General features: G+C 35.5%; 21 protein-coding genes and 1 pseudogene. 15 read left to right on the forward strand and 7 right to left on the reverse strand.

All coding sequences use genetic code 11. From position 1 onward, the window contains the following. Window positions 1-71: 71 nt before the first annotated feature. Window positions 72-746, reverse strand: coding sequence for a ribosome biogenesis factor YjgA (gene yjgA, locus BMW37_RS01995; protein ID WP_245710994.1), 675 nt, complete (start codon window positions 744-746; stop codon window positions 72-74). A 715-nt stretch (window positions 747-1,461) separates the two neighbouring features. Between yjgA and pmbA the strand changes: the two genes are divergently transcribed. Then, complete coding sequence (gene pmbA / locus BMW37_RS02000; protein WP_093317319.1) at window positions 1,462-2,844, forward strand: metalloprotease PmbA; 1,383 nt, start codon at window positions 1,462-1,464, stop codon at window positions 2,842-2,844. An 84-nt stretch (window positions 2,845-2,928) separates the two neighbouring features. Here the strand turns inward: pmbA and BMW37_RS02005 are convergent, their stop codons facing one another. Beyond that, window positions 2,929-3,807: a U32 family peptidase gene (locus BMW37_RS02005; protein ID WP_093317322.1), complete on the reverse strand. Its 879-nt coding sequence runs from the start codon at window positions 3,805-3,807 to the stop codon at window positions 2,929-2,931. Between the two features lie 48 nt (window positions 3,808-3,855). Next, window positions 3,856-4,851 carry a ubiquinone anaerobic biosynthesis protein UbiU gene (gene ubiU, locus BMW37_RS02010; RefSeq protein WP_093317324.1) on the reverse strand — a complete coding sequence of 332 codons (996 nt, stop codon included), beginning with the start codon at window positions 4,849-4,851 and terminating at the stop codon, window positions 3,856-3,858. 176 nt (window positions 4,852-5,027) lie between these two features. Here ubiU and ubiT point away from each other — a divergent pair, with 176 nt between their 5' ends. The 6 genes from ubiT (at window position 5,028) to BMW37_RS15690 (ending at window position 11,616) form a co-directional block, all read left to right on the forward strand. Next, window positions 5,028-5,531 (forward strand): ubiquinone anaerobic biosynthesis accessory factor UbiT, encoded by a 504-nt coding sequence (gene ubiT, locus BMW37_RS02015; RefSeq protein WP_093317326.1) that lies wholly within the window; start codon window positions 5,028-5,030, stop codon window positions 5,529-5,531. A gap of 279 nt (window positions 5,532-5,810) precedes the next feature. Further along, the gene (mtnN, locus tag BMW37_RS02020; protein WP_093317329.1) at window positions 5,811-6,512 is read left to right on the forward strand and encodes a 5'-methylthioadenosine/S-adenosylhomocysteine nucleosidase; all 702 of its coding nucleotides are present in this window, start codon (window positions 5,811-5,813) and stop codon (window positions 6,510-6,512) included. A gap of 30 nt (window positions 6,513-6,542) precedes the next feature. Then, window positions 6,543-7,466 carry a helical backbone metal receptor gene (locus BMW37_RS02025; RefSeq protein ID WP_093317331.1) on the forward strand — a complete coding sequence of 308 codons (924 nt, stop codon included), beginning with the start codon at window positions 6,543-6,545 and terminating at the stop codon, window positions 7,464-7,466. A gap of 20 nt (window positions 7,467-7,486) precedes the next feature. Then, window positions 7,487-8,224, forward strand: a complete 738-nt coding sequence (gene rsmE, locus BMW37_RS02030; protein WP_093317334.1) for a 16S rRNA (uracil(1498)-N(3))-methyltransferase — start codon at window positions 7,487-7,489, stop codon at window positions 8,222-8,224. 332 nt (window positions 8,225-8,556) lie between these two features. After that, window positions 8,557-10,155, forward strand: coding sequence for a methyl-accepting chemotaxis protein (locus BMW37_RS02035; RefSeq protein ID WP_218139443.1), 1,599 nt, complete (start codon window positions 8,557-8,559; stop codon window positions 10,153-10,155). 162 nt (window positions 10,156-10,317) lie between these two features. After that, window positions 10,318-11,616, forward strand: coding sequence for a methyl-accepting chemotaxis protein (locus BMW37_RS15690; RefSeq protein ID WP_093317339.1), 1,299 nt, complete (start codon window positions 10,318-10,320; stop codon window positions 11,614-11,616). A gap of 77 nt (window positions 11,617-11,693) precedes the next feature. Here BMW37_RS15690 and parE read toward each other — a convergent pair whose 3' ends face one another. Continuing rightward, a complete protein-coding gene (gene parE / locus BMW37_RS02045; protein ID WP_093317341.1) occupies window positions 11,694-13,592 on the reverse strand; it encodes a DNA topoisomerase IV subunit B in 1,899 nt (632 codons plus the stop codon). Between the two features lie 249 nt (window positions 13,593-13,841). On the opposite strand from parE, the gene recF reads away from it, so the two are divergent. From recF to cpxA, 3 genes are all read left to right on the forward strand, one after another. After that, the gene (recF, locus tag BMW37_RS02050) at window positions 13,842-14,939 is read left to right on the forward strand and encodes a DNA replication/repair protein RecF (protein ID WP_093317344.1); all 1,098 of its coding nucleotides are present in this window, start codon (window positions 13,842-13,844) and stop codon (window positions 14,937-14,939) included. Window positions 14,940-15,151: 212 nt separating this feature from the next. Further along, window positions 15,152-15,862 (forward strand): envelope stress response regulator transcription factor CpxR, encoded by a 711-nt coding sequence (gene cpxR, locus BMW37_RS02055; RefSeq protein ID WP_093317346.1) that lies wholly within the window; start codon window positions 15,152-15,154, stop codon window positions 15,860-15,862. Between the two features lie 2 nt (window positions 15,863-15,864). Then, window positions 15,865-17,238, forward strand: coding sequence for an envelope stress sensor histidine kinase CpxA (gene cpxA / locus BMW37_RS02060; protein ID WP_093317350.1), 1,374 nt, complete (start codon window positions 15,865-15,867; stop codon window positions 17,236-17,238). 117 nt (window positions 17,239-17,355) lie between these two features. Here the strand turns inward: cpxA and bacA are convergent, their stop codons facing one another. Next, window positions 17,356-18,189, reverse strand: a complete 834-nt coding sequence (gene bacA / locus BMW37_RS02065; protein WP_093317353.1) for an undecaprenyl-diphosphate phosphatase — start codon at window positions 18,187-18,189, stop codon at window positions 17,356-17,358. Between the two features lie 231 nt (window positions 18,190-18,420). Here bacA and spoT point away from each other — a divergent pair, with 231 nt between their 5' ends. From spoT to recG, 3 genes are read left to right on the forward strand one after another with little or no spacing between them, the layout of a single operon-like run. Then, window positions 18,421-20,541 (forward strand): bifunctional GTP diphosphokinase/guanosine-3',5'-bis pyrophosphate 3'-pyrophosphohydrolase, encoded by a 2,121-nt coding sequence (spoT, locus tag BMW37_RS02070; RefSeq protein ID WP_093317355.1) that lies wholly within the window; start codon window positions 18,421-18,423, stop codon window positions 20,539-20,541. A gap of 33 nt (window positions 20,542-20,574) precedes the next feature. Continuing rightward, entirely contained in the window at window positions 20,575-21,435 is an 861-nt protein-coding gene (locus tag BMW37_RS15865) for a redoxin domain-containing protein (RefSeq protein WP_093317358.1), read from the forward strand. A 39-nt stretch (window positions 21,436-21,474) separates the two neighbouring features. After that, window positions 21,475-23,568 (forward strand): ATP-dependent DNA helicase RecG, encoded by a 2,094-nt coding sequence (gene recG / locus BMW37_RS02080; RefSeq protein WP_093317361.1) that lies wholly within the window; start codon window positions 21,475-21,477, stop codon window positions 23,566-23,568. Window positions 23,569-23,816: 248 nt separating this feature from the next. On the opposite strand, the pseudogene BMW37_RS15870 reads toward recG, so the two are convergent. Continuing rightward, window positions 23,817-23,912 (reverse strand): annotated as a pseudogene (locus tag BMW37_RS15870) (IS200/IS605 family transposase); the annotation flags it as partial. 80 nt (window positions 23,913-23,992) lie between these two features. Continuing rightward, window positions 23,993-24,160, reverse strand: coding sequence for a transposase (locus BMW37_RS15875; RefSeq protein WP_425441746.1), 168 nt, complete (start codon window positions 24,158-24,160; stop codon window positions 23,993-23,995). 713 nt (window positions 24,161-24,873) lie between these two features. On the opposite strand from BMW37_RS15875, the gene BMW37_RS02090 reads away from it, so the two are divergent. Continuing rightward, window positions 24,874-26,088 carry an AAA family ATPase gene (locus BMW37_RS02090; protein WP_245710995.1) on the forward strand — a complete coding sequence of 405 codons (1,215 nt, stop codon included), beginning with the start codon at window positions 24,874-24,876 and terminating at the stop codon, window positions 26,086-26,088. A 54-nt stretch (window positions 26,089-26,142) separates the two neighbouring features. Then, window positions 26,143-26,763: an RloB family protein gene (locus BMW37_RS02095; RefSeq protein WP_218139444.1), complete on the forward strand. Its 621-nt coding sequence runs from the start codon at window positions 26,143-26,145 to the stop codon at window positions 26,761-26,763. The last annotated feature ends 145 nt before the right edge of the window (window positions 26,764-26,908 follow it).

A 26,908-nucleotide genomic window follows, 5' to 3' on the forward strand; every position in this document is an offset into this window, starting at 1 on the left:
GTTTGGGTTAAAATATAAATTAACCTGTTTTGCCAAGCTAACTAGAATTAGTTAGCTATATTTATCTGCCTTTAATTTACTAATTCTTTTAAGTATTGATAAATTAATCTAGATGATTTAGGTGGTTTATTGGCAGCTTGTTCTTTTTGTGCATTTCGGACTAACGCTCGTAGATGTTGTCTATCAGCATCAGGATACTGGTTCATTACTAGTTCAAGCGCATCTTCCTTACCAGTTAATAAGGCATCTCTCATCGCCTCAAGTTTATGAAGTAATACGACGCTTTGGTTGTGACGATTTTTTAATTTATCTAACGCTTGGATAATCGGTTCTACCTCAATATGGCGAAGCATCTTTCCGATAAGTTGTAACTGTCTGCGTCGACCTTCTTTTTTTATTTTAGTTGCAAGGATGATTGCATTTTTAAGTTGTTCCTCAAGAGGGATATAAGCTAATTCTGTTGGACTTAAATTAACTAACTCAAGGCCTAATTTTTTTAGATCTTCAGCGTCACGTTTAATTTCACTTTTACTGACCCAAATAATTTCATCAGGCTCGGGAGGAGGTGCGAGTATTGCATCATCGATACCATAATCAGCTAAAGACGGAACATTGCGGTTAGAATTTTCATTTTCCTCATTCTGTTGTGTATCGTTTGTATCTGGAATGTATTGTTTCATATTGTGTACTTTATATAGTTGCCTAATATAGGCTGGATATTTTAGCATTTTTAATGCCATGCTCATATACAGCGCTGCTTTCGCGTTTTTATTTTAATGTCTTGCATATTTAAGATAAATAACAGCCATATCTAAGTTTTGTAAGACTCTACTTGTATAGACTAGCAGAAATGAGGAAGTTTTTTTATCTTTTTTTAAACATATTTCTAATGAGCAGATGGTGTATTTGTAGTGAGTAATGATTATCATCATTCCGATAAAGTTTTGGGTATTGACTAAAAATATAGTTTAGTTAAATACTGTATTTTAAAATCTAATTAATTTGGGGTATTTTTAATAGCTTTGCATTTTTAGTGTTGTGTGTTTCAGTTTTCATCTATGTTAACAGAAGTATCAATGATATAATTTAGTGATGTTTTTGATACTTTATGTTTAACGTGTATCAGCCTGAATTATTGCTAAACAATAGCACATCAGCACATCTATTAAGTTTGCTTATTAATTGCATTAAAGATAGCGTAAGTTAAAATACAGATGTAAAAAATATATGAAACTATCTCATTGTTAGCAATTTTTAGTGGTTGTAAGTCTATTTTGTTAACTTTTTATGCTCATATAAACTGCATTAATTTAGCTTGAATGAATAAGGGATGGGTTAAGGTTTTGATTTTATATTAAATTATTTAAATGTGCCCTTGTTGGTTAAATTAACCCAAAACCTAGATAACGCAGAGTAAACCAAGATATGATATTCAATCACCACACTTATTAAGGAAATCTCATGGCAGAGCAATACATCAACAGTATAGATAATATTAAACAAGATGTAGAGATTGAAAAAAAACAGTTAGAAAATGCAGTTGCTTTAGCACTTGAACTTGCTGCAATTGATTCGACTAGTGCGGAAGTTGCTATCACAAAAAGTACAGGCATAAGTGTATCTACTCGATTAGGTGAAGTTGAAACACTTGAGTTTAATAGTGATGGTGCGCTCGGAATTACAGTGTATTGTGGGCATAAAAAAGGGAGTGCGTCATCGACTGATTTACGTCCAGAAGCAATACGTTCTACTGTACAAGCCGCGATTAATATTGCTAAATATAGTTCAGAAGATCCTTATGCAGGAATTGCTGATAAATCAGTTCTAGCATTTGAGACTCAAGATCTTGATCTTTTTCATCCTTGGGTTTTAGATGCTGAACAAGCTGTAGCAATTGCTGCTGAAGCTGAAGAAACAGCTAGGCATGCTGACACTAAAATTATTAATAGCGAAGGCGGTAGTTTTAACAGCCATTATGGTATTAATGTGTATGGCAATTCTCACGGTATGCTGCAAAGTTATAGCTCAAGCAGGCATTCAATTTCATGTAGCGTACTTGCTATGGAAAATGAGAATATGGAGAGAGACTATGCTTATTCAATTGCTAGGAGATTTGAAAAATTATGTTCGGCTAGAGAAGTTGGCTTAGAATGTGCTAAAAGAACCCTTTCCAGGTTATCTCCTAGAATAATTAAAACCCAGCAAACCCCTGTTATTTTTACTGCGGAAGTTGCAACAGGATTGATAGGTCATTTAGTCGGTGCAATTAGTGGTAATAGCGTTTATAGGCAATCAACTTTTTTGCTAGATGCCCTAGGGACGAAGATTATGCCAGAATGGTTGACCATATTTGAAAATCCTCATGTTTTAGAAGGGCTTGGTTCAAGTTACTTTGATAATGATGGCGTGAAAACCCAATCTCGTAATATTATTGATTCAGGTCATCTTGCAACTTGGTTACTTGGGACTTATTCTGCTCGTAAACTTGGGTTAGTCACAACAGGGCACGCAGGTGGAATTCATAACTGGTTTATCCAAGATAATAGGCACCCTCAAAATAATACAAATTTATCTGACTTAATTAACACTATGCACACCGGTTTAGTGGTAACAGAATTAATGGGACAAGGTGTAAATGGCGTCACAGGTGACTATTCTAGAGGAGCAAGTGGATTTTGGGTAGAAAATGGGCAAATTCAATATCCAGTTAGTGAAATAACAATTGCTGGTAATTTAATGCAAATGTGGCAGCAAATTATTGCAATTGGTGGTGATATTGAAACTCGCTCTTCAATCCAGACAGGATCTATTCTGATTGAAAATATTCAAGTTGCAGGTTCCTAGAATTGATTGATTTTACATGTTTTCTAATTTTATAACTATGGGGATTTCAATATAGTTTTTTATTGAAATCTCATTAATAATTTTTTACAGTGAAACACTCTTCATACCTTCAATGTTGAGCCAATATCCATTGCATAGGTTATTATTAGGTTGAAAGGCAATCGATTTTTCGCGATAGGCTTTAAATTGTTTTAACATATCAAAAATAGTGTCATCATGCGGGCTTAAACGGATAATATCGACAAGCCCTTCCATTTCTGCTTGCCTGTTGCCTAAATGATAACAATACCCACTTTGTGTTTGTATACCATTTAGCGTGAAAATTGTGTCATTATCCTGAGTGTAAACTGGTTTACCTTGTGGGTAATGAATACAACATGTTTCACATTGTTCTTTATTTTTATTTTCTGAACGAGCTGTAAAACACCTTGCAGAGTAGGCTAGTGGCAGGTACCCATATGAAAACACTTCAATTTCAAATTGAGATCGGATATTCAGATTTTCAGCTTCAATGACAATTTTTTGTAGCCAATCTCTTGAAAGTTCAACAGGCATACACCAGCGCTTCATTCCTTGTTTTAGAAAAATATTTAATGTTTGTGCATTATAACAATTGACAGAGTGTCCAACAGTGAAAGAAATTTTTGCTTCTTTTGCTAACTCAATGGCTGAGAGATCGTTTGCTTCAATTAAAAAATCACCATTTTCAATGTAGCGTTTAAGCTCTTTAATTTCTGACTGAGCTTCTAATAAGGCTAAGGTACTGAGAGTGATCTGTTTACCGCTATGAGTAAGTGATTTTGCAAGATCAAACCAATCATTAAATTTTAATTCTCTCCTTTTAGTACAAACCGTTTCACCTAAATAAATAATATCAGCATCAGATCCTTTTGCTTGCTCGTAAAATTGCTCGATTTGTTCTTTTTTCCAGTAATAGAGTATGGGGCCAAGTGAATATTGCATAATAATTACGCTTCCAATAAAGTAAAAAATAATAGAAATAAAAGCAAGTTACTGCCAGGTTTTATGATAAGCACCTAATGTTGTTTGGCTACCTTCAGACAGTGAACTCAGTGCATTGAGCCACTTAGGATCAACCGCATAGGTTTCAGGGGCAGATTTGCAAGTATCTATCGCATTTCTCCATATTTTAGCAATTTGACCAACATAAGCGGGACTTCTTTGTCTACCTTCAATTTTCACTGAAATAATATTTGCTTTGATAAGTTCAGGTAACAATTCCAAAGTATTTAAGCTCGCAGGCTCTTCTAATACATGAAATTTTCTATCATCAACGATATATCTACCTTTACATAAGGTAGGGTAGCCTGCTAGCTCATTTTCTAAGTAGTGATCAATTAAGACATCATTTAGCCTTGCACTTCTACCCGTTGATGTTTCCTCCCAGCGTACAAACTTTGCAGGTGAACACGCTCCTTTTGTATTTGGAGATTCACCAGTTAAATAAGATGAAAGATAACAACGACCTTCAGCCATGATGCATAAACTCCCAAATGCAAATACTTCAAGTGGTACCGGGCTTGTCCTAGCGAGCTGTTTTACTTGGTGTATAGATAATACTCTAGGTAGAACGATACGGCTCACTCCAAAGTTGTTTGCATAAAACGAAATTGCCTTTTCATTTGTGGCTGATGCTTGCACTGATACATGTCTTTGAATAGCCGGATACTGTTTTGCAGCGTATTCTAATATCGCCAAATCTGCAATGATTAGGGCATCAACACCAGTATTTGCTGCGATATCAACCGCATTTTTCCATCTCTCAATGCCATCAGGATGAGCAAACGTGTTAATTGCAACGTGAATATGTTTGTGGTGCAAATGAGCATATTCAACCGCTTTGGCAAGTTTTTCCTCAGTGAAATTTAATCCAGCGAAATGCCTAGCGTTTGTATCATTTTTTAAACCAACATAAACTGCATCAGCACCATTTTCGATAGCTGTTTTTACAGCAGGTAAGTTACCAGCAGGACATAATAATTCCATATCAATTCCTAACAATTTAATTTTAAGTAGCAATAAGTTTAATCGGATTAACAAAAATGTTTTTGATGTGGAACAATCTACATTCATAGAATTTTGATATAAGTGAGAATGAAAATTCAATTTTCCAAAAAAACTATTTAACTGAAACTGTATAATTGAATAAGAGAATTAATACTATGGACTCACTGATTGCTCCTCCTGTTTTATTAAAGTACTGCCTCCCAATAGTGATTAAAACACTGACAAAGTATCAACTTAAGTTAATCCCTAAGTTACTCATTAATCAAGTATTATCAGATGCTTTTAATCATGCCTTGCAGGTTTCGATTAGAGAAGGGGAATTTGATTTTTTAAGGGATAAATGGTTAAAAATAGAGATATCAGATTTGGATTTTAGTTGGTCTATTACGTATAAAAATCATAAACTGATAATAGCTAATCCTATCGTTAATCAAGCTGTGCTTAGTGGTGATAGCCAAGCGTTATTATTGATAGCGGCTCAGGTAGTAGATGCTGATACTTTATTTTTTCAAAGAAGACTTAGAATTGAAGGAGATACTGAATTTGCATTAGAAGTAAAAAACACATTAGATGCGATAGATAGAGAAGATTTAGCTCTCTTATATCAAGCCCCTTTAAGCTGGCTAGAGAAAGTTTTAAAACATGCATATATACAATAATTATAAATAGACTTGTTGACTAAATATTTTATGAATCATATTCCCTAGGTATCATCGTTTTTTAAATAGGAGAAATAGTCATCATTATTTTATCCATTTTGCCGTAAAACCTCGTCCTTTAAGGCGGGGGGTAACGACGTGGTCGTTATTCTTGAATATATAAGGTATAATTCATAAATGAATTTCATAATAATGCTCTTTTGTTGATGCATGTTCAATATAATTAAAAAAGCAGCTAAAATTAAATTCAAATATGATTAACAACTCAATGGGGGAGCTATGAAAAGAATTGGTATTATTGGTGCAATGGAAGAAGAAGTTGCTATATTAAGAAGTGCAATGACCATAGAAAAAACGGTCTCTAGAGGTGGTTGTGAAATTTATATAGGTAAAATAAATGATTGTCATATTGGGTTACTTAAATCAGGTATTGGTAAAACATCAACTGCAATCGGAACGACTTTATTAATTGAACATTATCAGCCTGATTTAGTGATTAATACTGGTTCAGCAGGTGGATTAGCAAGTAGTTTAAATGTTGGCGATATCGTGATCTCAACACAAGTTCGTTATCATGATGCAGATGTAACTGCGTTTGGTTACGAAATAGGACAAATGGCAGGTGCGCCAGCGGCATTTGAGGCGGATATCAAGTTAAGTGAAATTGCCGTCAATTGTGCAAATGAACTTAAGCTCAATGCTGTGACTGGGTTAATTTGTAGTGGAGATGCGTTTATTAATGGATCTGAGCCATTAAATAGAATTTTGACATCTTTTCCTACTGTGATTGCGGTTGAAATGGAGGCAGCATCGATTGCTCATACATGCCATCAATTTAACATTCCTTTTGTTGTTGTTAGAGCGATTTCTGATGTGGCAGATCAAAAATCTCATCTTTCATTTGATGAATTCTTACAAATAGCAGCGAAACAATCAAGTTTACTTGTAACTAAAATCATTCAAACTATCAATCAGGCATAAAGCTGATTTCTTGTTGTGGAAATAAGCTTTATGATAAAGTCAACGGCATTGAGTGTGTTGAGCTATGTTTTAGGTGGAGTCTTATTTTGCCTTTCATGGAATTTAATTGCTGATGTAGATAGCGCTCAATCAAGAATTATTACTTTAAGCCCAAACTTAACTGAATTAGTTTTCTCTGCAGGACTAGGTGATAATCTTGTAGGGGTAAGTGATTTTTCAAACTACCCAATTAAGGCTAAAGATTTACCGATTATTTCTGATTCAAATGGCGTTAATTTAGAGTTTCTTTTCAGCCTCAAACCGACGTTAATTTTAGCCCAGCAGGGCTTAATTTCACAAGAAACAATTAATAAGCTCGAAATGATAGGCTTAACTGTTGTGATAATTAATATTAAAACAGTCGAAGAGCTATATTCAACGTTAGAATCTCTTTCAAAGATAAGTCCAAATCCTAAGATAGCGGAACAAACTTTATTTCAATTAACAACTACAATCAATAAAATTGATGAGATTGGTAAAAATTCTACAAAAGGCGTTACAGCTTTTCTTGAACTTTCAGATAATCCAATTTTAACAACAAATCAGAATTCATTAATTCACGAACTGTTAGCGAGATGTCAAATTAATACGTTATTTGCTGATGAATTAGCACCTTGGCCAATAGTTTCCAAAGAGAGTATCGTAGCTCAAAACCCAAGTGTCATTTTAATTTCTACACCTACACAGTTGTTGTCTGCCAATACAATTATTTTTGAAGATATCACTTATTTTGATAACGCAACTGAGCATACAGGTCAAAAAATGCAAAGCCAGTTAACGAGGTTTTATCAACAATATCTTCCTAATGTAAAATTAATTCAACTCAATGCTGATATATTTTCAAGAGAAACGCCACGATTAGTTAGTGGCGTACTTTCAGTCTGTCAATACCTACAAAATACCTCAATTAATTAATTAATAAACTAGGAATTATTATGAGAGAAATAAGAATATACCACCCAGAAGCACTGACTGAGAAAAAGCAATATTTATTGTCAGTCGAGGCTGCAAATCATGTGGCTCGAGTATTGAGAATGCAAGAGGGGCAACCAATTTCTTTATTTAATGGGAATAATTATTGCTATGAGGCTATTATTTCAAAAATTACAAAGCGTGATGTGGAAGTGATAGTACAGTCTGAATATGAACAAAATAGGGAGTCTCCTCTTAGACTGCATTTAGGCCAAGTTATTTCTCGTGGCGATAAAATGGAGTTTACGATACAAAAAGCGGTTGAGCTTGGAGTGACTGAAATTACACCATTATATTCAGAACGATGCGGCGTTAAATTAGATGAAGATCGTGCACTAAAAAAACATATTCAATGGCAAAAAATCATTATTTCAGCTTGCGAGCAATCTGGGCGGAATTATTTGCCAGTATTAAATCCGATCCAGACGCTTGAGAATTGGTGCAAAAGAGATGATGCTAAACTTAAATTAAATCTTCACCCAAGAGCCGACAAAACAGTAAATCAGCTTTCACTTGTAAATTTAAATGATCCAATTGATCTTTTAATTGGGTCAGAGGGAGGGTTGTCTGAGTCTGAGATTGAAATGACGCTTAAATTTAATTTTACTGAAATTCTATTAGGGCCTAGAGTATTAAGAACAGAAACGGCAGCACTAAGTGCAATCACTGCGCTCCAAGTGAGATTTGGCGATTTTGCTTAACACTCTACTCTATTTAGATTCTTTTTATGGTTATTACGAATGAATATGCCATTTAAATTGATAATTGAAAATTATTCGTAATAAAGTGTAAGCATGGATGTGTAAACTATTTTTAATTAAATCATTATTTTGTTATTATTATACGAGAACGAGTAAAATTAAATTTATATTTACTTACAAAGTAAGCTGATTTATTTTATTTTTTTTACTATTATGTACTCAGGAATAAGGTTTATGCGCATAAATAAGGCATTTTTAGATTGAAATGGCTCACTCATGCACTCTCTAGGTTTTGAATTAGGTGAAATATGAAATTATCTCAGAAGTTTCTTATGCTCTTTATCATAATTATTTTGGGTTTCTTAGCGTATGGCGCTTGGTCATTCAAAGTAATTAATGACTCTAGGATGGATGGTCCTATATTTGATGAGCTTAAACAATTACAAGATCTTAAAGCAGATAGTATGCCACCTACTATTTATGCAATAGGCGCTTATGTTGCCGCTAATAAAATATACCAAGCGCAGACATTAGATGAGCTAAATGCACAAAAACAAATCTTTGAACAAAATCAGTCTGATTATATGCGTGACCATAAAAAATGGCAGCAGAAAGAATCGGATAGAACAGTTTTGATGACACTTATTGAAGGCGGTATACATTCAAATGCTCTAGCTTTTTTTGAAACTACCTTTTCAGAACTTATTCCAACGGTTCAAAAAGATATTGAAAATAATTTAAGGGTAAGCCCTGAGCGTGATAAAGCGTACCAAAAATTAGATAAAGCGTTTTTTGAACATAAGAAAAGTGTTGATGAATTGATCATTGTGATAGATAAATTGTTTGAAAATGATGCAAAAGTAGCATCAATTGAAATTCAGCGGTCACTTATTGTTTTAGTTTGCGTATTTATTTTCTTCTTAATTGTTATTGCTTTAACAATCTTACTTATTACAAGAAAACTCATGGCTCAATTTGGTGGTGATCCAGCTTATGTTTCTTCTATTGTAGAGCAAATCGCAGCAGGTAAATTAAATGTTAATATCAAAATAAATAGCAATCATCCTAATAGTCTACTCGCACGTATGAGGATGATGCGTGATAATTTGCAGCATATCGTATTGCAGATTCGTCAAAGTAGTGATGCAATATATTCTGCAGTTTCTCAAATCAATGCTGGAAATCAAGATTTATCAAGGCGTACAGAAGATGAAGTGAGTTCTCTTGAACAAACCTCTGTTAGCATGACTGAGTTAACTCAAACGGTAAAAGCGAATGCAGAAACAGCCGCTAATGCAGATGATTTAACTCAAGGCGCAGTTACTATGGTTGATCAAGGTAGTAAGGCAATGGTTAATATGATTCAAACAGTTAATAGTATGGGGGAAAGCGCGGCTAAAATTAATGATATCACCTCATTAATTGAGGGTATTGCGTTTCAGACGAATATTCTAGCATTGAATGCAGCAGTTGAAGCTGCTAGAGCAGGCGAGCAAGGTAAAGGCTTTGCTGTTGTTGCGAATGAAGTCCGTACATTAGCCCAGCGTTCATCAAGTGCAGCGCAAGAAATTCAATCATTAATTGATAGTTCGGTGAGCATGAGTAAAGAAAGTATACAACGTGCAGCTGAAGTAGATGAAGTAATGGATAAAATTAAAGTTTCGATTAATGATGTGTCAATATTGATTAATCAAATCGCGATTGCTTCAAATGAACAAACTGAAGGTATTTCTCAGGTAAATATTGCGATTGCTCGTATTGACACGACAACACAGCAAAATGCAACATTAGTTGAGCAGGCTGCTCATGCTACTTTGCATCTTGAAGAGCAATCTGCTTTACTAGAAAGAGCAATTGGTCAGTTTGAATTAGATAGTATGATATCTCAGCAACATGATAGTGATGTGTTTGATTTAAACAACAGGCATTAAATCAAGCTATTTAAGTGTCGAGATTGAATGTAATTGAAATATATGAACGATGCTTAAACCAAATAGCGGGCACTTAATAGATAAGTGACTTGACTATTAATGATATGCTGATTCGTTTATAAAATAATTATTTCAATTTTATCAAGTGTAGAGGAGTAGTATATGTTTGGAAGTTTATTTAGTAGTAAAGGGCCTTATCAGACCCATAAGAGCAAATCAGATAGTCAACGTTTTTTTCAATCAATTAGTGCAGCTGTCCCTTACATAGAATTTACTCCCCAAGGTATTATCAAATATGCTAATAGGCAACTACTTGATACTTTAGGGTACACACTTGATGAAATTAAAGGACAACATCATAGTATTCTTTGTTTTCCTGAAGATAGTGAATCAACTGAATATAAAGAGTTTTGGGAATCACTTGCCCGCGGGGTACCTTCAAACAAACGTTTCATGAGAAAAACTAAGCGTGGTGATAAAATTTGGCTTGCAGCAAGCTATTTTCCAGTGATGAAACGAGGTAAAGTAGACTATGTAGCTAAAGTCGCATCTAATGTTACTGCTGAACAAGTTGAATTAGAGCATAAGCAAGCACTTATTGCTGCGCTAGATAAATCGCTAGCCGTGATTGAATTCGAACCAGATGGCACTATCATTGAAGCTAATCTTAATTTTCAGCATGTGATGGGATATACCAATGATGAACTTCGTGGACGCCATCATAAAATGTTTTGTACAGATCAGTTTTATCAAGAAAACCCAACTTTCTGGAAAGATCTTGCATCAGGTAATATTAAAACAGGATTATTCCTTCGAATAGATAAGCAGCAAAGAGAAATTTGGTTGGAAGCTACTTATAATCCTATTTATGATAGAGATGGTAATATTACAAAAATTATTAAATTAGCTAGTAATATTACTGAGAGAGTTGAAAAAAGCATGCGAGTCAGAACGGCTGCTCAAACAGCAAGTGGCATTGCACAAGAAACTGTAGTAAGTGCTTTGAGTGGACGTGAGTCAATTAGCCATTTACTTGAAAACTCTAAAGAGATTAACTTAGCTGTTGAAGATGTGAATGGGTTGATTGCTGAATTAAATCGATTATCAAAAAATGTTGAGTCTATTGTCTCAACTATCAGTTCAATAGCAGATCAAACCAATTTACTTGCTTTAAATGCTGCAATTGAAGCAGCTAGAGCTGGGGAGCAAGGTCGTGGTTTTGCTGTTGTTGCTGGTGAAGTTAGACAGCTCGCGGCAAGAACATCGCAATCTACCTCTCAAATTGCAGAGGTAATCGCCCAAAACTCATCTGTGACACAAAAAATAGATGATAAAATCAGTGATGTCTTTAAAATGACCTCTGCGGGAGAAAGTCAAACTTCTCAAATATCATCTGCGATAGAAAAGATTATTATAGATGCTGAAAATGTATCTGATACAGTTAAAGATCTGTCTCTTTAGAGGGAATTAGCTAGTGATTTAATGAAGACATTAATCGTAAAAGTTTGATTAATGTCTTATTACCAGTTTGTTAGGGTTTATAGCTCAATATCAGCTTTATCCCCTTTTTCTTGAAGCCAGTTTCTTCTGTCTTCTGCACGCTTCTTGGCTAGTAACATATCCATAATCGCAAAGGTTGCCTCGCTATTATTTTCTGAAATAGTTAACTGAACTAGTCTGCGAGTATTAGGATCTAAGGTTGTTTCTCGTAATTGCATTGGATTCATTTCACCTAATCCCTTAAAACGCTGAACATTTGGGGTGCCACGTTTACGTTTTAGTTTATCAAGGATATGTTCTTTCTCTTCTTCATCTAATGCATAATGGACTTCCTTGCCTAAATCAATACGGTATAAAGGTGGCATGGCAACATAAACATGACCATTAGCAACTAGTGGTTTAAAGTGACGCATAAATAGGGCGCATAATAGGGTGGCAATATGCAAACCATCGGAGTCAGCATCCGCAAGGATACAAATTTTTCCATAACGTAAGCCAGATAAGTCATCACTATCTGGGTCAATACCAATAGCAACTGAAATATCGTGAACTTCCTGTGAGCCTAATACTTCATCAGAAGAAACTTCCCAAGTATTTAAAATTTTTCCTTTAAGCGGCATGATGGCTTGGTATTCCCTATCACGAGCTTGCTTAGCTGAACCACCAGCAGAATCCCCTTCAACTAAAAATAATTCAGTGACTGAAAGGTCTTGCGAAGTACAATCAGCAAGTTTTCCAGGTAGAGCCGGTCCATTGGTTAATTTTTTACGAATGACTTTTTTAGCGGCTCTTAATCTTTTTTGTGCATTAGCAATGACAAGTTCTGCAAGTTGTTCTGCTATGGTTGTATTTTGATTAAGCCAGATGCTGAAACTATCCTTTATAACCGCTGAGACAATTCCCGCAGCTTGTCTTGAGGATAGACGCTCTTTAGTTTGACCTGCAAATTGAGGTTCTTGCATTTTTAATGAAAGAACGTAGGCACATCTATCCCATACATCTTCAGGCGAAAGTTTAACGCCACGTGGTAGGAGATTTCTAAATTCACAAAATTCACGCATAGCATCTAATAGACCTTGCCTAAGACCATTAACATGTGTACCACCAACTGGAGTTGGGATTAAGTTAACATAACTCTCCGTTATAAGCTCACCACCTTCAGGTAGCCAGACAAGTGCCCAGTCAACAGCTTCTAATTCACCTTGATGGCTACCTACAAATGGTTTTTCTGGAAGTGTAGGTAGACCGTCAACTGCTGCGCATAGGTAATCATTTAATCCATCTTCATAGCGCCATACTTGTTCAGTTTCTGCTGCTAAATCCTTAAAGCGGATTTCAACTCCAGGACATAAAACCGCCTTAGCTTTTAAATTATGTGCTAATTTTGATGTGGAAAATCGTGGAGTATCAAAATACTTAGGATCTGGCTTAAATTTAACCCAAGTTCCTTTTTCAGATTTTTTACATTCACCAATAACGGACAATTCAGTTACTTTATCGCCATTTTCAAAAGCAATGTGGTATATTTTTCCATCTCGTCTAACCTCTACATCTACACGTAGTGAAAGCGCATTCACTACGGAAATACCTACTCCGTGTAGACCTCCAGAAAATTTATAATTTTGGTTGCTAAACTTACCACCTGCATGTAGCCTGCATAAAATTAATTCAACAGCACTGACTCCTTCTTCAGGATGAATATCTACAGGCATCCCCCTACCATTATCTCTAACTTCAAGTGTGTGATCAGGGTAGAGAATAATTTCGATAAGGGTAGCATGCCCGCCTAATGCTTCATCTACGCTATTATCTATCACTTCTTGTGCGAGATGATTAGGCCTTGTTGTATCAGTATACATGCCTGGACGTCTTTTAACGGGTTCAAGGCCATTTAGGACTTCAATTGAATTTGCGGTATAAAGAGAATCTTTTGTCATGTTGATTTTTTAACTATTATTTAAGATGTGAAATATCATGCGAATTTGAGGGGATGAAGGTTTCATCAATTAAATCAAATTTTGTGAGTTGCATTATACAACAAAAGCAAGAAAAGTTTATCATATAAATAGTGGTTAATATTATTTAAGGTAAGTTGTATAAGGATATGCATGAAAATACCTAAAATTGTGATAAGCTATATTCAATTTTTGTATTAATCTTAGAAAATCTTTAACATAGGTGATTATTTGTTAATTGAACGTTTAACCATACATAAATTTCGCAACATTCAAGAAGCAGATTTATCCTTTTCTTCTCATTTAAATTGTTTTGTAGGAGAAAATGGCAGTGGGAAAACAAGTTTACTTGAGGCTATTTATACATTAGGTCATGGCCGAGCGTTTAGAACTTCGCTTACCGCTAGGGTAATAAATCATGAAGCAGAAAGTTTCATTTTGCATGCAAGATTAAATGGTGTGGAACAAGAATCCATAAAAGTTGGATTGCTTAAGCACAGAAATGGTGATGTACGAGTTAAGATTAATGAACAAGATGGTCATAAAATCGCTGCGTTAGCACAAAATTTACCAATGCAACTCATTACTCCTGAAGGGTTTGCCTTAGTGGATGGTGGCCCTAAGTTTCGCAGAGGATTTGTTGATTGGGGGTGTTTTCACCATTTCCCCCAATTTTATCCTAAATGGCATGCAATAAAAAGAATTGTAAAACAGAGAAATGCAGCACTAAAACAAACATATAATTATGCTCAACTAAGCGTCTGGGATGAAGAATTAGTTCGCCTAACCGAAGAAGTGACTGTAATTAGGAAAACATATTGTGAAAGACTTATTAATATCATTCATAGTTATATAAAAAGTTTTTTGCCTGATCACCAAATAAATATTCAGTTTTATCCTGGTTGGAATGTGAATTCAAGTTATAAGGAATTACTTGAAAAACAATATGAAAGAGATAAAATGATGGGGTATACGACATTAGGTGCTCATAAAGCAGATATGCGCATGCATATAGGACATTTGCCAGTTGAAAGTATTTTGTCAAGGGGGCAACTCAAACTCTTAATGTGCGCGCTTAGATTAGCTCAAGGTCATTTTTTTACCAGTGAACTAGAAAGGCAATGTGTTTTTTTGATTGATGATTTTAGCGCTGAGTTAGATGATGAAAGAAAAAATAAACTCGCATCTGCACTAAAAAACCAAAAGGCTCAGGTCTTTATCACAGCTTTAGGTTCGCAGCATTTGACTGATTTTCAATCCTATCATGAGGAGAGTACAAAACATTTTAGAGTAAAGGCAGGAGAAATAAATGAGTTGAATTCATTTTGAAATCAAACTCTTTATCTAGAAAATATGTGTATTTTCTCGTTTTTGTGTTACAGTATTTTAGTGTTCTGCCGATATATTAGTCACATCTGCTAAGATTATTGTCAGTAGATATGAAAAAATTAAATAGTTAAGCACCAAATAATCGAAACGATTTTGGGTTGTTAGTGTTATTTAACAACAAGCTAAATGATAACTTAAAGTAAGGGTAATGAATGAATAAGATACTGCTAGTTGATGATGATCGTGAGTTAACCGCTCTTTTAAAGCAATTACTAGAGCTTGACGGATTTCATGTGGAATTAGCTAATGATGGCGTTGAAGCATTAGCTAAGCTTGATGATACCATTGATCTTATTTTGTTAGATATCATGATGCCAAATAAAAATGGCCTAGATGCTTTAAGAGAAATTAGACAAAATTACACGTTGCCTATTATTATGCTAACAGCAAGAGGTGGCGAGCTTGATAGAGTTTTAGGTCTAGAGCTAGGTGCGGACGACTATCTTGCAAAACCATTTAATGATAGGGAATTATTGGCACGCATCAGAGCGCTTTTAAGACGATCAGCTTGGATGGATGGTCCTTTCACTGAGCCTGTGAGTTCAGATGATGTTTCCCCTGTTATTTCCATTGATGGCCTTGTTCTTTATCCAGGACGCCAAGAGGCAAGGTTTGATGACAAAGTTTTGGATTTGACAGGAACTGAGTTTACCTTGTTATACTTGCTTGCTCAAAATGTTGGTTTAGTTGTTTCTAGAGATGACTTGAGTATGAAAGTATTAGGTAAACCTTTAAGCCCATTTGATAGAGCTGTTGATATGCATGTTTCGAATTTAAGGCGTAAATTACCTGAGCGTAAAGATGGTTTGCCTTGGTTTAAAACTTTAAGAAGTCGTGGTTATTTAATGGTTGCAGTAGGCTAAATATGTTCAAAAATCTAACTTCGCGGATTTTTGCGATATTTTGGTTTACAATGGTACTGGTTATTTTTCTTGTCCTATTTGTTCCAAAGTTAGATATGCGTAACATTAAAGTTGTTACGCATGAAGATAAAACAGCAGCTTTTGAAATAGCGAATAAAATTGAAGGCATTATTTCACAGCAGCAACACCATCAAGCTTTTTGGCTTGAACGCCTTTCACGAATTGTTAATAATGCTAAAACGGCTGAATTATCAGTTTTTTTAGTTAATAGTGAAGGGCGGTTAATTGGTGCTAAACGTAGAGATATCGAGCTTATTAGGCATTTTATTGGTGTTTCTAACGATTATGAACATCCGCAAAAAAAACGGTATGAAGATAGAGAGTTACTTGGTCCTTTTATCGTAAATGATGATAAGGATGCTTATTTACTTTACCTGATTCGTAAAATTGATGAATCCCAATCTCCTTTTATTAGTCAACTTTTTGATGACCCAATTTTACTCCTTCTAGTTATCATGATAGTTAGTACGCCACTCTTGTTATGGCTTTCTTGGAGCCTTGCTAAGCCTGCTCGGAAGTTAAAGTTAGCGGCAGATAAAGTTGCACAAGGTGATCTATCTGTGCGCCCCGAACTTGAACAAGGCCCTATTGAGTTTAGAGCAGCAGGACGTAGCTTTAATCATATGGTCCAGTCTGTTGAAAAAATGATGCAAGTGCAGCATAGGCTTTTATCAGATATTTCTCATGAACTGAGAACTCCTTTGACGCGTTTGCAACTTGCTTCTGCTTTGATGAGACGAAAAAGTGGTGAAACAGAAGAATTAAACCGTATAGAGATGGAAACGCAGCGTCTTGATGTTATGATAAATGAACTTTTAGAACTTTCTCGTAAGCAATATACTGACCAATTACATAGAGAGGTCATCACTGCTGATGAATTGTGGTTTAATGTTATTGAAGATGCAAAATTTGAAGCAGAGCAAAAAAATAAGTCACTCGTTCTAAAAACAGAGATCGGTTATTGGAAAGTTTTTGGAACACTTAATGCACTTGAAAGTGCTGTTGAAAATGTCGTTAGAAATGCACTTCGTTATTCACACGGATTAATTGAAGTATCCTTTTTGGGAGATGCTAAAGGCATCACCATCATTATTGATGATGATGGTCCTGGGGTAAAAGAAGATGAGCTTGAACATCTTTTTAGACCATTTTATAGAACAGACGAAGCAAGAGCGCGCGAGTCTGGGGGCAAAGGATTGGGTTTAGCGATTGTAGAGGCGGTAGTTAAGCAGCATCATGGTTGGGTGAGAGCAGAAAGAAGTGAATTAGGTGGACTTAAAATGACTATTTGGTTCCCTGTTTATCATCCAGAATAAGCTAAGCTTGTAATTCAGCCTATATTGTTTAGGTGGTAACCTGTTTATTGTTACTGAACTTGGTTTTAATTTATTTACCAAGCCCAGTTATTAGACAGCCAAGGTACAAGTAATGCTTTAGCTGTAAAATACCCAGTAAGCAAAGCCTGCGACAATAAAACGATAAATTGCAAATGGAATAAAATTGATTCTTTTGATAAGATTTAAAAATGTTTTAATTGCAATTAAGGCTACAATAAAAGCCGTTACAAAACCTGCAACAAAAACAGGCAAAAGATCAACCGTCAAATACTCGATGTTTTTATAAACATCTAATACTGTTGCTCCCATCATCATAGGAACGGCTAGAATAAACGAAAACTCTGCTGCTACATAACGATTCATACCAAGTAGCATACCCCCAGAAATTGTTGCACCAGACCGAGAGAATCCAGGCCAAAGCGCTAAACATTGAAAGCAGCCAATTATGAAGGCTTGTTTATATGTCATGCCATCAAGTGAGCTAGTTTTTTCTGTTTTCGGTTTGAAAAATTCAGCAGCGAGCAGTAAAAATCCTCCCGCAACTAGTGCATATATAACAGCCATGTTAGAGGAAAAAAGAGACTTAATTTGATCATGCAAAGCTAGGCCTATCACAATAGCCGGTAATCCAGCTAAAATAATATGCAATAGAGTGAGTTGACCAACTGAACTCTGTTTCTCGGGCTTTTTGCCAAAGTGAATGCCTATTAAGCCAAAAAGCCTTCTCCAAAAGACACTTACAACTGCTAATATAGAACCGAGTTGGATGACAACTTGGAACGTTTCAGCTGCTTTTCCTTCAAATCCGAGCCAATGACCTACTAATATCATGTGCCCAGTTGAGGAAACGGGTAAAAATTCTGTTAAACCTTCTACTATACCGAGTATAATAGCGTGAATAATTTCAAGCTTTATTACAACATTATCCATTTAGACTAACCTAAGTAAGCAATAAAAAAATAAAAAAAGTGAGCATTTTGTCTAGATGAGGTTGATGATTATCATCACATCTTCTATTATCACACATTATAACGCTTTTTAATGAGAGTAACTGTTTTTTCTCAATGGGTATCCGCTAAAATGAGCATTTGATATGCTTAACATACCATAAACTCTGTTAAAAACAGTAATGATATATATACACTTATAGGGAACTCAATTTTGGACTACTTCTACCCGCTTCAATCCATTACATCCAATTATTTATCCCAAGATCAAATAAAGCGTCTTTATAAAGCTTATTTAGTGGCTTTTGATGCTCATGATGGACAAACGCGTTCTAGTGGCGAACCTTATATTACCCACCCTGTTGCAGTAGCTTCTATTTTAGCTGAAATGAACTTAGATGTTGAAACATTAATGGCAGCTTTACTGCATGATGTAATTGAGGATACTGATGCAACATTTGATGATATGCAGCAGTTATTTGGCAAAAGCGTTGCTGAGTTAGTTGAAGGTGTTTCTAAGCTTGATAAACTAAAATTTAGAGACAAAAAAGAAGCGCAAACAGAAAATTTTAGAAAAATGATCATGGCAATGGTACAAGATATCAGAGTGATCTTAATTAAACTTGCAGATAGAACCCATAATATGCGGACTCTTGGCTCATTAAGACCAGATAAACGCAGAAGAATTGCTAAAGAAACGTTAGAAATCTATAGTCCTTTAGCTCATCGTTTAGGGATTCAACATATTAAGGTTGAACTGGAAGACTTAGGATTTGAGGCTCTTTATCCAAATAGATATCGTGTAATTAAAGAAGTAATCAAATCAGCAAGAGGTAATCGTAAAGAAATGATTCAGAGGATACTGGATGAAATTTCTGGACGACTTCTTGATGCAAATATTGCATGTCGTGTATTTGGAAGAGAAAAAAATATTTTCTCTATTTATAATAAAATGCAGTTAAAAGAACAACGTTTTCATTCCATTATGGATATCTATGCGTTTAGAGTCATCGTTCTTGACATCGATAGTTGTTATCGTGTACTTGGTCATGTTCATAGCCTCTATAAACCTAAGCCTGGTCGAGTAAAAGATTATATTGCGATTCCTAAAGCAAATGGTTACCAGTCTTTACACACTTCCCTCATTGGTCCTCATGGTGTGCCTGTTGAAGTTCAAATTCGTACAGAAGATATGGATCAAATGGCAGAAATGGGGGTAGCTGCACATTGGGCTTATAAAGACGGAACGGATATAAATAGCCGAAATGGCACTACTGCACAGGTACGCGCACAAAAATGGCTTCAAAGTATTATTGAACTTCAGCAAAGTTCAGGTAATAGCTCTGAATTTATTGAAAGTGTTAAATCTGATCTTGTGCCTGATGAAATTTATGTTTTTACACCAAAAGGTAGAATTGTTGAATTACCAGCAGGTTCAACTCCTGTTGATTTTGCGTATGCTGTTCATACCGATGTCGGTAATTCATGTGTAGGAGCGAGAGTTGATCGTAATCCGTATCCGTTATCCCAATCATTAAAAAATGGACAAACAGTAGAAATCATTACCGCACCTGGTACCAGACCTAACGCAACTTGGTTAAATTTTGTAGTCAGCTCAAAAGCACGAGCCAAAATTCGTCAAATGATTAAAACAGTCAATCGTGATGAAGCGATTACATTAGGAAAAAGAATGCTTAATCATGCTTTAGGTGAAGGAACTAAGTTGGAAGATATTGCACCAGCTGTGATTGATAAAGAATTAGCTAGGTTAAAATTGACTTCAGTTGAAGATTTATTAGCTGAAATTGGTTTTGGCAACCAGATGAATGTTGTTATTGCAAGGCACTTATTAGGGGATATTGAACAAACAGCCCATGATAACTTAGGGCATGGTGTTTTACCAATAAAAGGGGCTGATGGTATTTTATTGACCTTTGCAAAATGTTGTAAGCCTATTCCCGGTGACCCGATTATTGCGCATGTTAGTGCGGGCAAGGGGCTTGTGATTCATCATGATGCATGTCGAAATTTTAGAAATGCGGATAGAAATACTGAAAAATTCATGAGTGTCAGTTGGGATAAAGATCAGATTCAAGATTATGCAACTGAGATTAAGATCGAACTCTTAAATCATCAAGGTGCGCTAGCTAATTTAATATCTGTTATTAGTAGTGCCGACTCTAACATTACTCATTTAAATACAGATGAAAAAGATGGCCGGATTTATGTGGTTTTAATGCAAATTACGGTAAAAGATAGGGTACATTTAGCAAATATAATGCGTAAAATTCGTATTTTACCTGATGTTATTCGTGTTCATCGTAATCGAAATTAATTATGTCAGTTATTCCCCCTCAAGAGAGTCAATATGAATTGGTATACTGTCACTATTTTGGGGGTAGGATTCCCGACACTTTTACTGGTCCTTGTTGCGAGCTGTATTATTTTTGAAAGGCTGGCTAGAGCGTTGGGATATAAACAAGAACTTAACGCATTAGGACATGATACTTGGTTGTTGTTGTTTGGTTTTTTGTTTGCAAGGTTTGGATTTATATTACAAAATTGGTCCTATTACGCTAACTCTCCAATTGATATTATCAATATTCGTGATCAAGGTTTTTCAATTACAGCAGCATTAGTCCCTATCTTTATTTGGATTGCGTTCAAAAAACGAGGCAATGTCAGAAAAATTGGTATTCTATTTATTTTTGTACTATCGAGTGTAATTGGTATTGTAAAATGGGGACAAAGTACAACGCAGTTTGAAAGGTTATTCGAACAAATCGACCTTAAAAGTTTTAGAATGACTCGTACAGATACAGAACTAAAAACTGATCATTCTAAAACAGTTCTCTTAACGGCTTTATTAGAAGATGCAAAAGAGAAAAATAAAGCCGTTATTATTAATTTGTGGGCTAGTTGGTGTCCACCCTGTAGACGTGAAATGCCTGCATTGCAAATGGTTCAATCAACAAGAGATGATGCTGTTATTATTTTGATCAATCAACAAGAATCTGAAGAAACGATAATTCATTTTTTTAAAGAAAATAATCTAGTATTTAGTCATGTGTATTTAGATACCCAAGGGAGCATGATGAATAATAATTTCTTACATGCATTACCGAGTACACTCTATATCGATAATCAAGGAAATTGGCAGGGAATTCATACTGGTGAACTGACACAGTCAGCATTACATGCTAAAATTGATAGTCTGATTGTACAATAAACCAATGACATTATTCTTACTTAATGGTGATTCATACATATGAATTTCAACCCACAGATATTAAATGCGAATGGATTGAGCACATTAAGCGGTGTCGGTGCGGCTATGTTAAAAAAATTAGCTAAACTGAATATTTTTACTATCCAAGATATTTTACTACATTTACCTTTGCGGTATGAAGACAGGACTAAAATTACTTCGGTAGGACAAGTCGCAGCAGGTGATAATGTGACTATTTTTGGTGAAATAGTTCAATGTGAAGTTACTTATGGAAAACGTAATATTTTAAGTTGCGTTGTAAATGACGGCACAGGTGCAATTAATTTGCGTTTTTTTCATTTCACCGCAGGACAGAAAAATGCCATGACAATAGGTAAATATATCATCGCATTTGGAGAAATTAGACCTGGCAAATATGGCCTTGAAATGACTCATCCAGAGTATAAGGTAACCACACAATCCACAATTGATATCAATAATTTACCGAAAAATTTATCCCCTATTTATCCATTAACCGATGGTTTAAACCAAGGGCAACTGAGAAAACTAACCGATCAGGCATTAAAATTATTGGCAAACTGCCCTATTGCTGAGTTGCTACCTGAAGAAATAGCTAAACAACTCCCTTCTTTATCTGATGCCATCCAGCTACTTCACCAGCCACCTATTGATATTCGTTTATCAGATCTTGAAGCGGGTAAGCATCCTGCGCAAACTAGGTTGATTTTAGAAGAGTTTACAGCTCATAATCTTAGTTTGTTGATGGCAAGAAGTGAAGCTAAGCGTCTGTATGCACATGCTATAAAACCTCATTCATCGCTTAAAACTGATTTTTTGTCACAGTTGCCTTTTTCTCCAACAAATGCTCAAAAACGGGTTGTAAATGATATAGAGTCAGATTTATTTAAAAATAGCCCAATGATGAGATTAGTTCAAGGAGATGTAGGATCAGGTAAGACTCTAGTAGCGGCATTGAGTGCGATAGATGTGTTAGCTGCTGGGTATCAGGTGGCTTTGATGGCACCAACGGAGTTATTAGCAGAACAACATGCACATAATTTTGAAAAATGGTTTACGCCACTTGGAATTAAAATTGGCTGGGTCGCAGGTAAGCAAAAAGGGAAAATTAGGCTTGCTCAAGAGCAAGCAATTGCAAATGGTGAAGCGCAAATGGTGATTGGTACCCATGCTATTTTCCAAAGTCAAATAGAGTTTGCAAAACTAGCCTTAGTCATTATTGATGAACAGCATCGGTTTGGTGTACAACAACGATTGTCTCTTTGGGAAAAAGGACATCAATCAGGCGTATATCCTCACCAATTGATCATGACCGCGACGCCAATTCCAAGAACACTCGCCATGACGGCTTACGCTGATCTTGATACATCAATTATTGATGAACTCCCCCCTGGAAGAACACCTATTACCACTGTTGCTATTGCTGATTCACGCCGCGATGAAGTGATAGATAGAGTCAAAAGCGCATGTTTGACTGAAAAAAGACAAGTGTATTGGGTATGTACTTTAATTGATGAATCTGAGGTGTTAGAGGCACAAGCAGCTGAAGAAACGTATACTGTATTACAACAAGTTTTACCTGAATTAAAGATAGCTTTAATTCATGGAAGGTTGAAATCAACTGAAAAACAAAGTTTGATGGAGGCATTTAAGCAAGGCCAGTACGATTTACTTGTTGCGACAACTGTCATTGAAGTCGGAGTCGATGTACCAAATGCAAGTTTAATGATCATAGAAAACCCAGAACGACTTGGCTTAGCACAATTACATCAATTAAGAGGCAGAGTAGGGAGAGGTCAAGTTGCTTCTCACTGCGTGCTATTATATAAAACGCCATTAAGTAAAACAGCTCAAAAAAGATTGCAAGTGATGAGACAAAGTAATGATGGTTTTTATATTGCTGAGGAAGATCTCGCATTACGAGGGCCAGGTGAAGTACTAGGCACAAAACAAACAGGTTCTTTAAATTTTCATATAGCAGATTTAATTCGAGATAAAGACCTTATTCCATATGCACAAAAAATAGGAGAAACCCTCCTACTCTCAGATCCTATTAAAGCCGAAGCCTTAATTAGGCGATGGTTACCAGAAAGCCTACGCTATAAAAATGCTTAATTTATGCTTTTTCGAGGACAGTTAATATTTGGTGATAAAATTAATCGTAAATAAATTAGTTATTTAATAAACAAATTCTCATGCTAAGATATTTGGTTAGATAGTCAGTAGGATTGTTTACAAAAAATTATTAACTGCGCCAATATAGGTTCTATCAAAGAATCAAATCGATTATTTTTTGAGAAGTGGGAATACAAGGCGTAACGATGCAGTCGTTATTCTTGTGGTGTTCTTTGCTGTTCTATACGTTACTTGATAATGGATATTGGCGCGCTACTACAACGTCCTATAAAATAAGAAGTAGACCACAAAGGACCTCCCCAAAGTTTCTGCTTTAGTTCGGCATCATGTTTTTTTAATCATTCGACTAGATACACCTTTTAAGCTATTTACTAAGCTTGATACTCATATTGATATTGATATTTTAGCGGATAATTAACAGATGAACGTGGTCATGTTCTCCATCAAATTCGATTAATTCAGCTTCAAAATCTGCACAGGCTTTAGTGAATATGGGGGGCATATCTTCAATCATGGTTTGAGTTTCAAAGATGATTTTCTTATAATTTAGCCTAGCAAGGAGGGTGTTAATCTAAACATACCCGTCGAACATGTCCTTGCTGCTCTCATATATCGAAAGAAAATCGTTTACAATACGCTCATTTTAAATGCGTTGAATGATAATTTGAAGAAAATGCGGATATTGTTAGAGCGTTCATTGTATTAAGGGCAGAAGTCAGTAGCAAGAACTCACCAAAACGAGTTAGTAATAAATTAAACCGCAGTAGGGCTCATCTTCTTTTAAGGAGAGAAAAGTGTCAAAAACGACTGTATTTTAGTATTAAATAGTAGTCACTTGTATTGATGGTTATCCGTTATAGGATTACTTTGAAATATCAGGCGCAATTAAACGATGCCCAAAGCCGATAAATGTCACTCTCGCCTGGGTTTAAGAATTGAAGCGCTCTTGATTGAATTAATAAATTGTTTTAGCAGGTTTTTACGCAGTTTTGTTATATTGATTGCAATAGAGGAATACGCCCTACATCATGTAGAATTTATCCTACTTCTAGACGTAAGTTGACTTCTCTGGATCGTTACAAGATATAGACTATACTTGAAATATTTTTAATGGGTTTTCTGGCGAAAATCACCATAAAAAGCTATTTTTTATAACTTGAATAGCTTTTTCATGCTAAAATTTGGCAAAAATTGTCAAATTTATCAAATTGTAGGGTGTTAATGTTTATTGAACTAAAGGTTACAAATTTTCGCTCGTTAAATGACACACAGACGTTTAGTTTAGTGAAATGCAAGGGTGATGAATTAGCCGTATCAAATTCCTTTAAGGTTTCTTCTGTCAATAAACTTGAACTTCTTCGCTCAGCAGTCATTTATGGTCCGAATGCTAGCGGGAAGTCTAATTTTTTGCGTGCATTGCAAACGATGCAGCATATCGTGCTTGGGTCTGCTGCAGAGCAGCGAGGAGACCTTTTACCCATCACTTCATTTCGTCTTTCTCCTAATACTCGTCAATTACCAAGTGAGTTTGAAGTCATGTTTCTTGTAGATGGGATACGTTACCAATATGGATTTTCCGCAACGTCTGAACAAATTCATGAAGAATGGTTATTCGTTTATCCAAAAAATCGAGCTCAAAACTGGTTTACTCGTTCCTGGATGCCCGATACAAAACAATTTGAATGGAAACTGGGTGAAAACTTGGCTGGAGAAAAGCAACAGAAATATCTCTGGCAAACATCTACACGTGACAATGCTTTATTTCTTTCAACTGCCGTCCAATTAAACAGTAAACAGTTACAACCTGTTTTTGATTGGTTTAAACGTAATCTGCACTTGGCAAATGTCAGCGGATGGGGATATTCATTTAGTGCAAAACTGTGTGAGAATGAGGAAAAATCTAAGGTGATGAATTTTCTTAATGCCGCAGATATTAATATTGACGACATTCAAATTGAGACAAGTCTCTTTGACCCTAACGATCTGTCGGCCGAAATGCCAGAAACAGTAAAACAAATAATTGTTGAGAACATGAAAGGAAAAAAAATTAGAGATATTAAAACAATTCATAAAGACAGTCAGGGAAAACCAGTTGTTTTTGACTTTGAGGATGAATCCGACGGCACTAAAAAGCTATTTTCTTATGCAGGGCCTTGGATTGATAGCTTAGAAAACGGACATGTTTTATTTATTGATGAATTGCACGATAATTTGCATCCAAAATTAGTTCGTTTTCTAATCGAATTATTCCATAATCCAAAAACTAATCCCAAAAATGCACAATTAATTTTTACTACCCATGAAACGTCAATTTTAAATCAAGAGATATTTCGTCGGGATCAAATTTGGTTTTGCGAGAAAGATACAGAGCAAGCTACAAAACTCTACCCTTTAACAGATTTTAGCCCTAGAAAAGGTCGAGAAAATCTGGAACTAGCTTATCTTTCTGGGCGTTATGGGGCCTTACCCTTTGTTAAAACTATGCACTCAGCCTTTTAAGCGGAATATTTTGTGGGTACGGATAATTTACATCATAAGAGAAAAGCTAAAAGTATGAAAGCTCTCAAAAGGCGAACAGCACGTCGAGAAGCATACAAGAAAATTCTTATAGTCTGTGAAAGCACAAAAACAGAGCCTAACTACTTTGAAAATGCACGTGAATATTACAGGCTTAATACGGTTAATGTTGAAGTTCGGGGTGATTGTGGTTCTGACCCAATGAGTATCGTTAAATTTGCACAACAGCGATTTAGAGAAGAAAAAGATGCGGGCGATCCATTTGAAGAAGTCTATTGCGTTTTTGATAAAGATGGACACAGCAGCTATTTAGAAGCTTTAAGCACCTTAGCTGCCGCTACACCGAAAAACGTCTATTTCGCTATCTGTTCAGTTCCTTGTTTTGAGTATTGGTTACTATTACATTTTAAATATACGAATAAGCCTTATACAGCACTTTCTGGTAATAGTTCTGGCAATCAGGTTATAACGGAGTTAAAGAACTACATCCCTGATTATGAGAAAAGTAGCCGAACAATTTTCTCAGATCTCATCAATCAATTAGATAGTGCAAAAGCCTATGCTGAAACAATTTTGCAACAAAATATTAAAATTCAAACCGATAATCCTAGTACGCATGTCCACAAACTTATTCAGACACTGCAAAATTTGAAATAATAACTTAGGAAACACTCAGAATGTACAGGGGAATTATTTTTTTATCGCAATTGTTCAATAGAAATCGAATTCAAGTGCAATAGCATATTTTCTGGCTATGTGTCTAAAACTGCTCAGGGAATTGCCTAAAGCGGTATGAGGCGCC

Source organism: Thorsellia anophelis DSM 18579 (genome assembly GCF_900111395.1).
GTDB classification, from domain to species: domain Bacteria; phylum Pseudomonadota; class Gammaproteobacteria; order Enterobacterales; family Thorselliaceae; genus Thorsellia; species Thorsellia anophelis.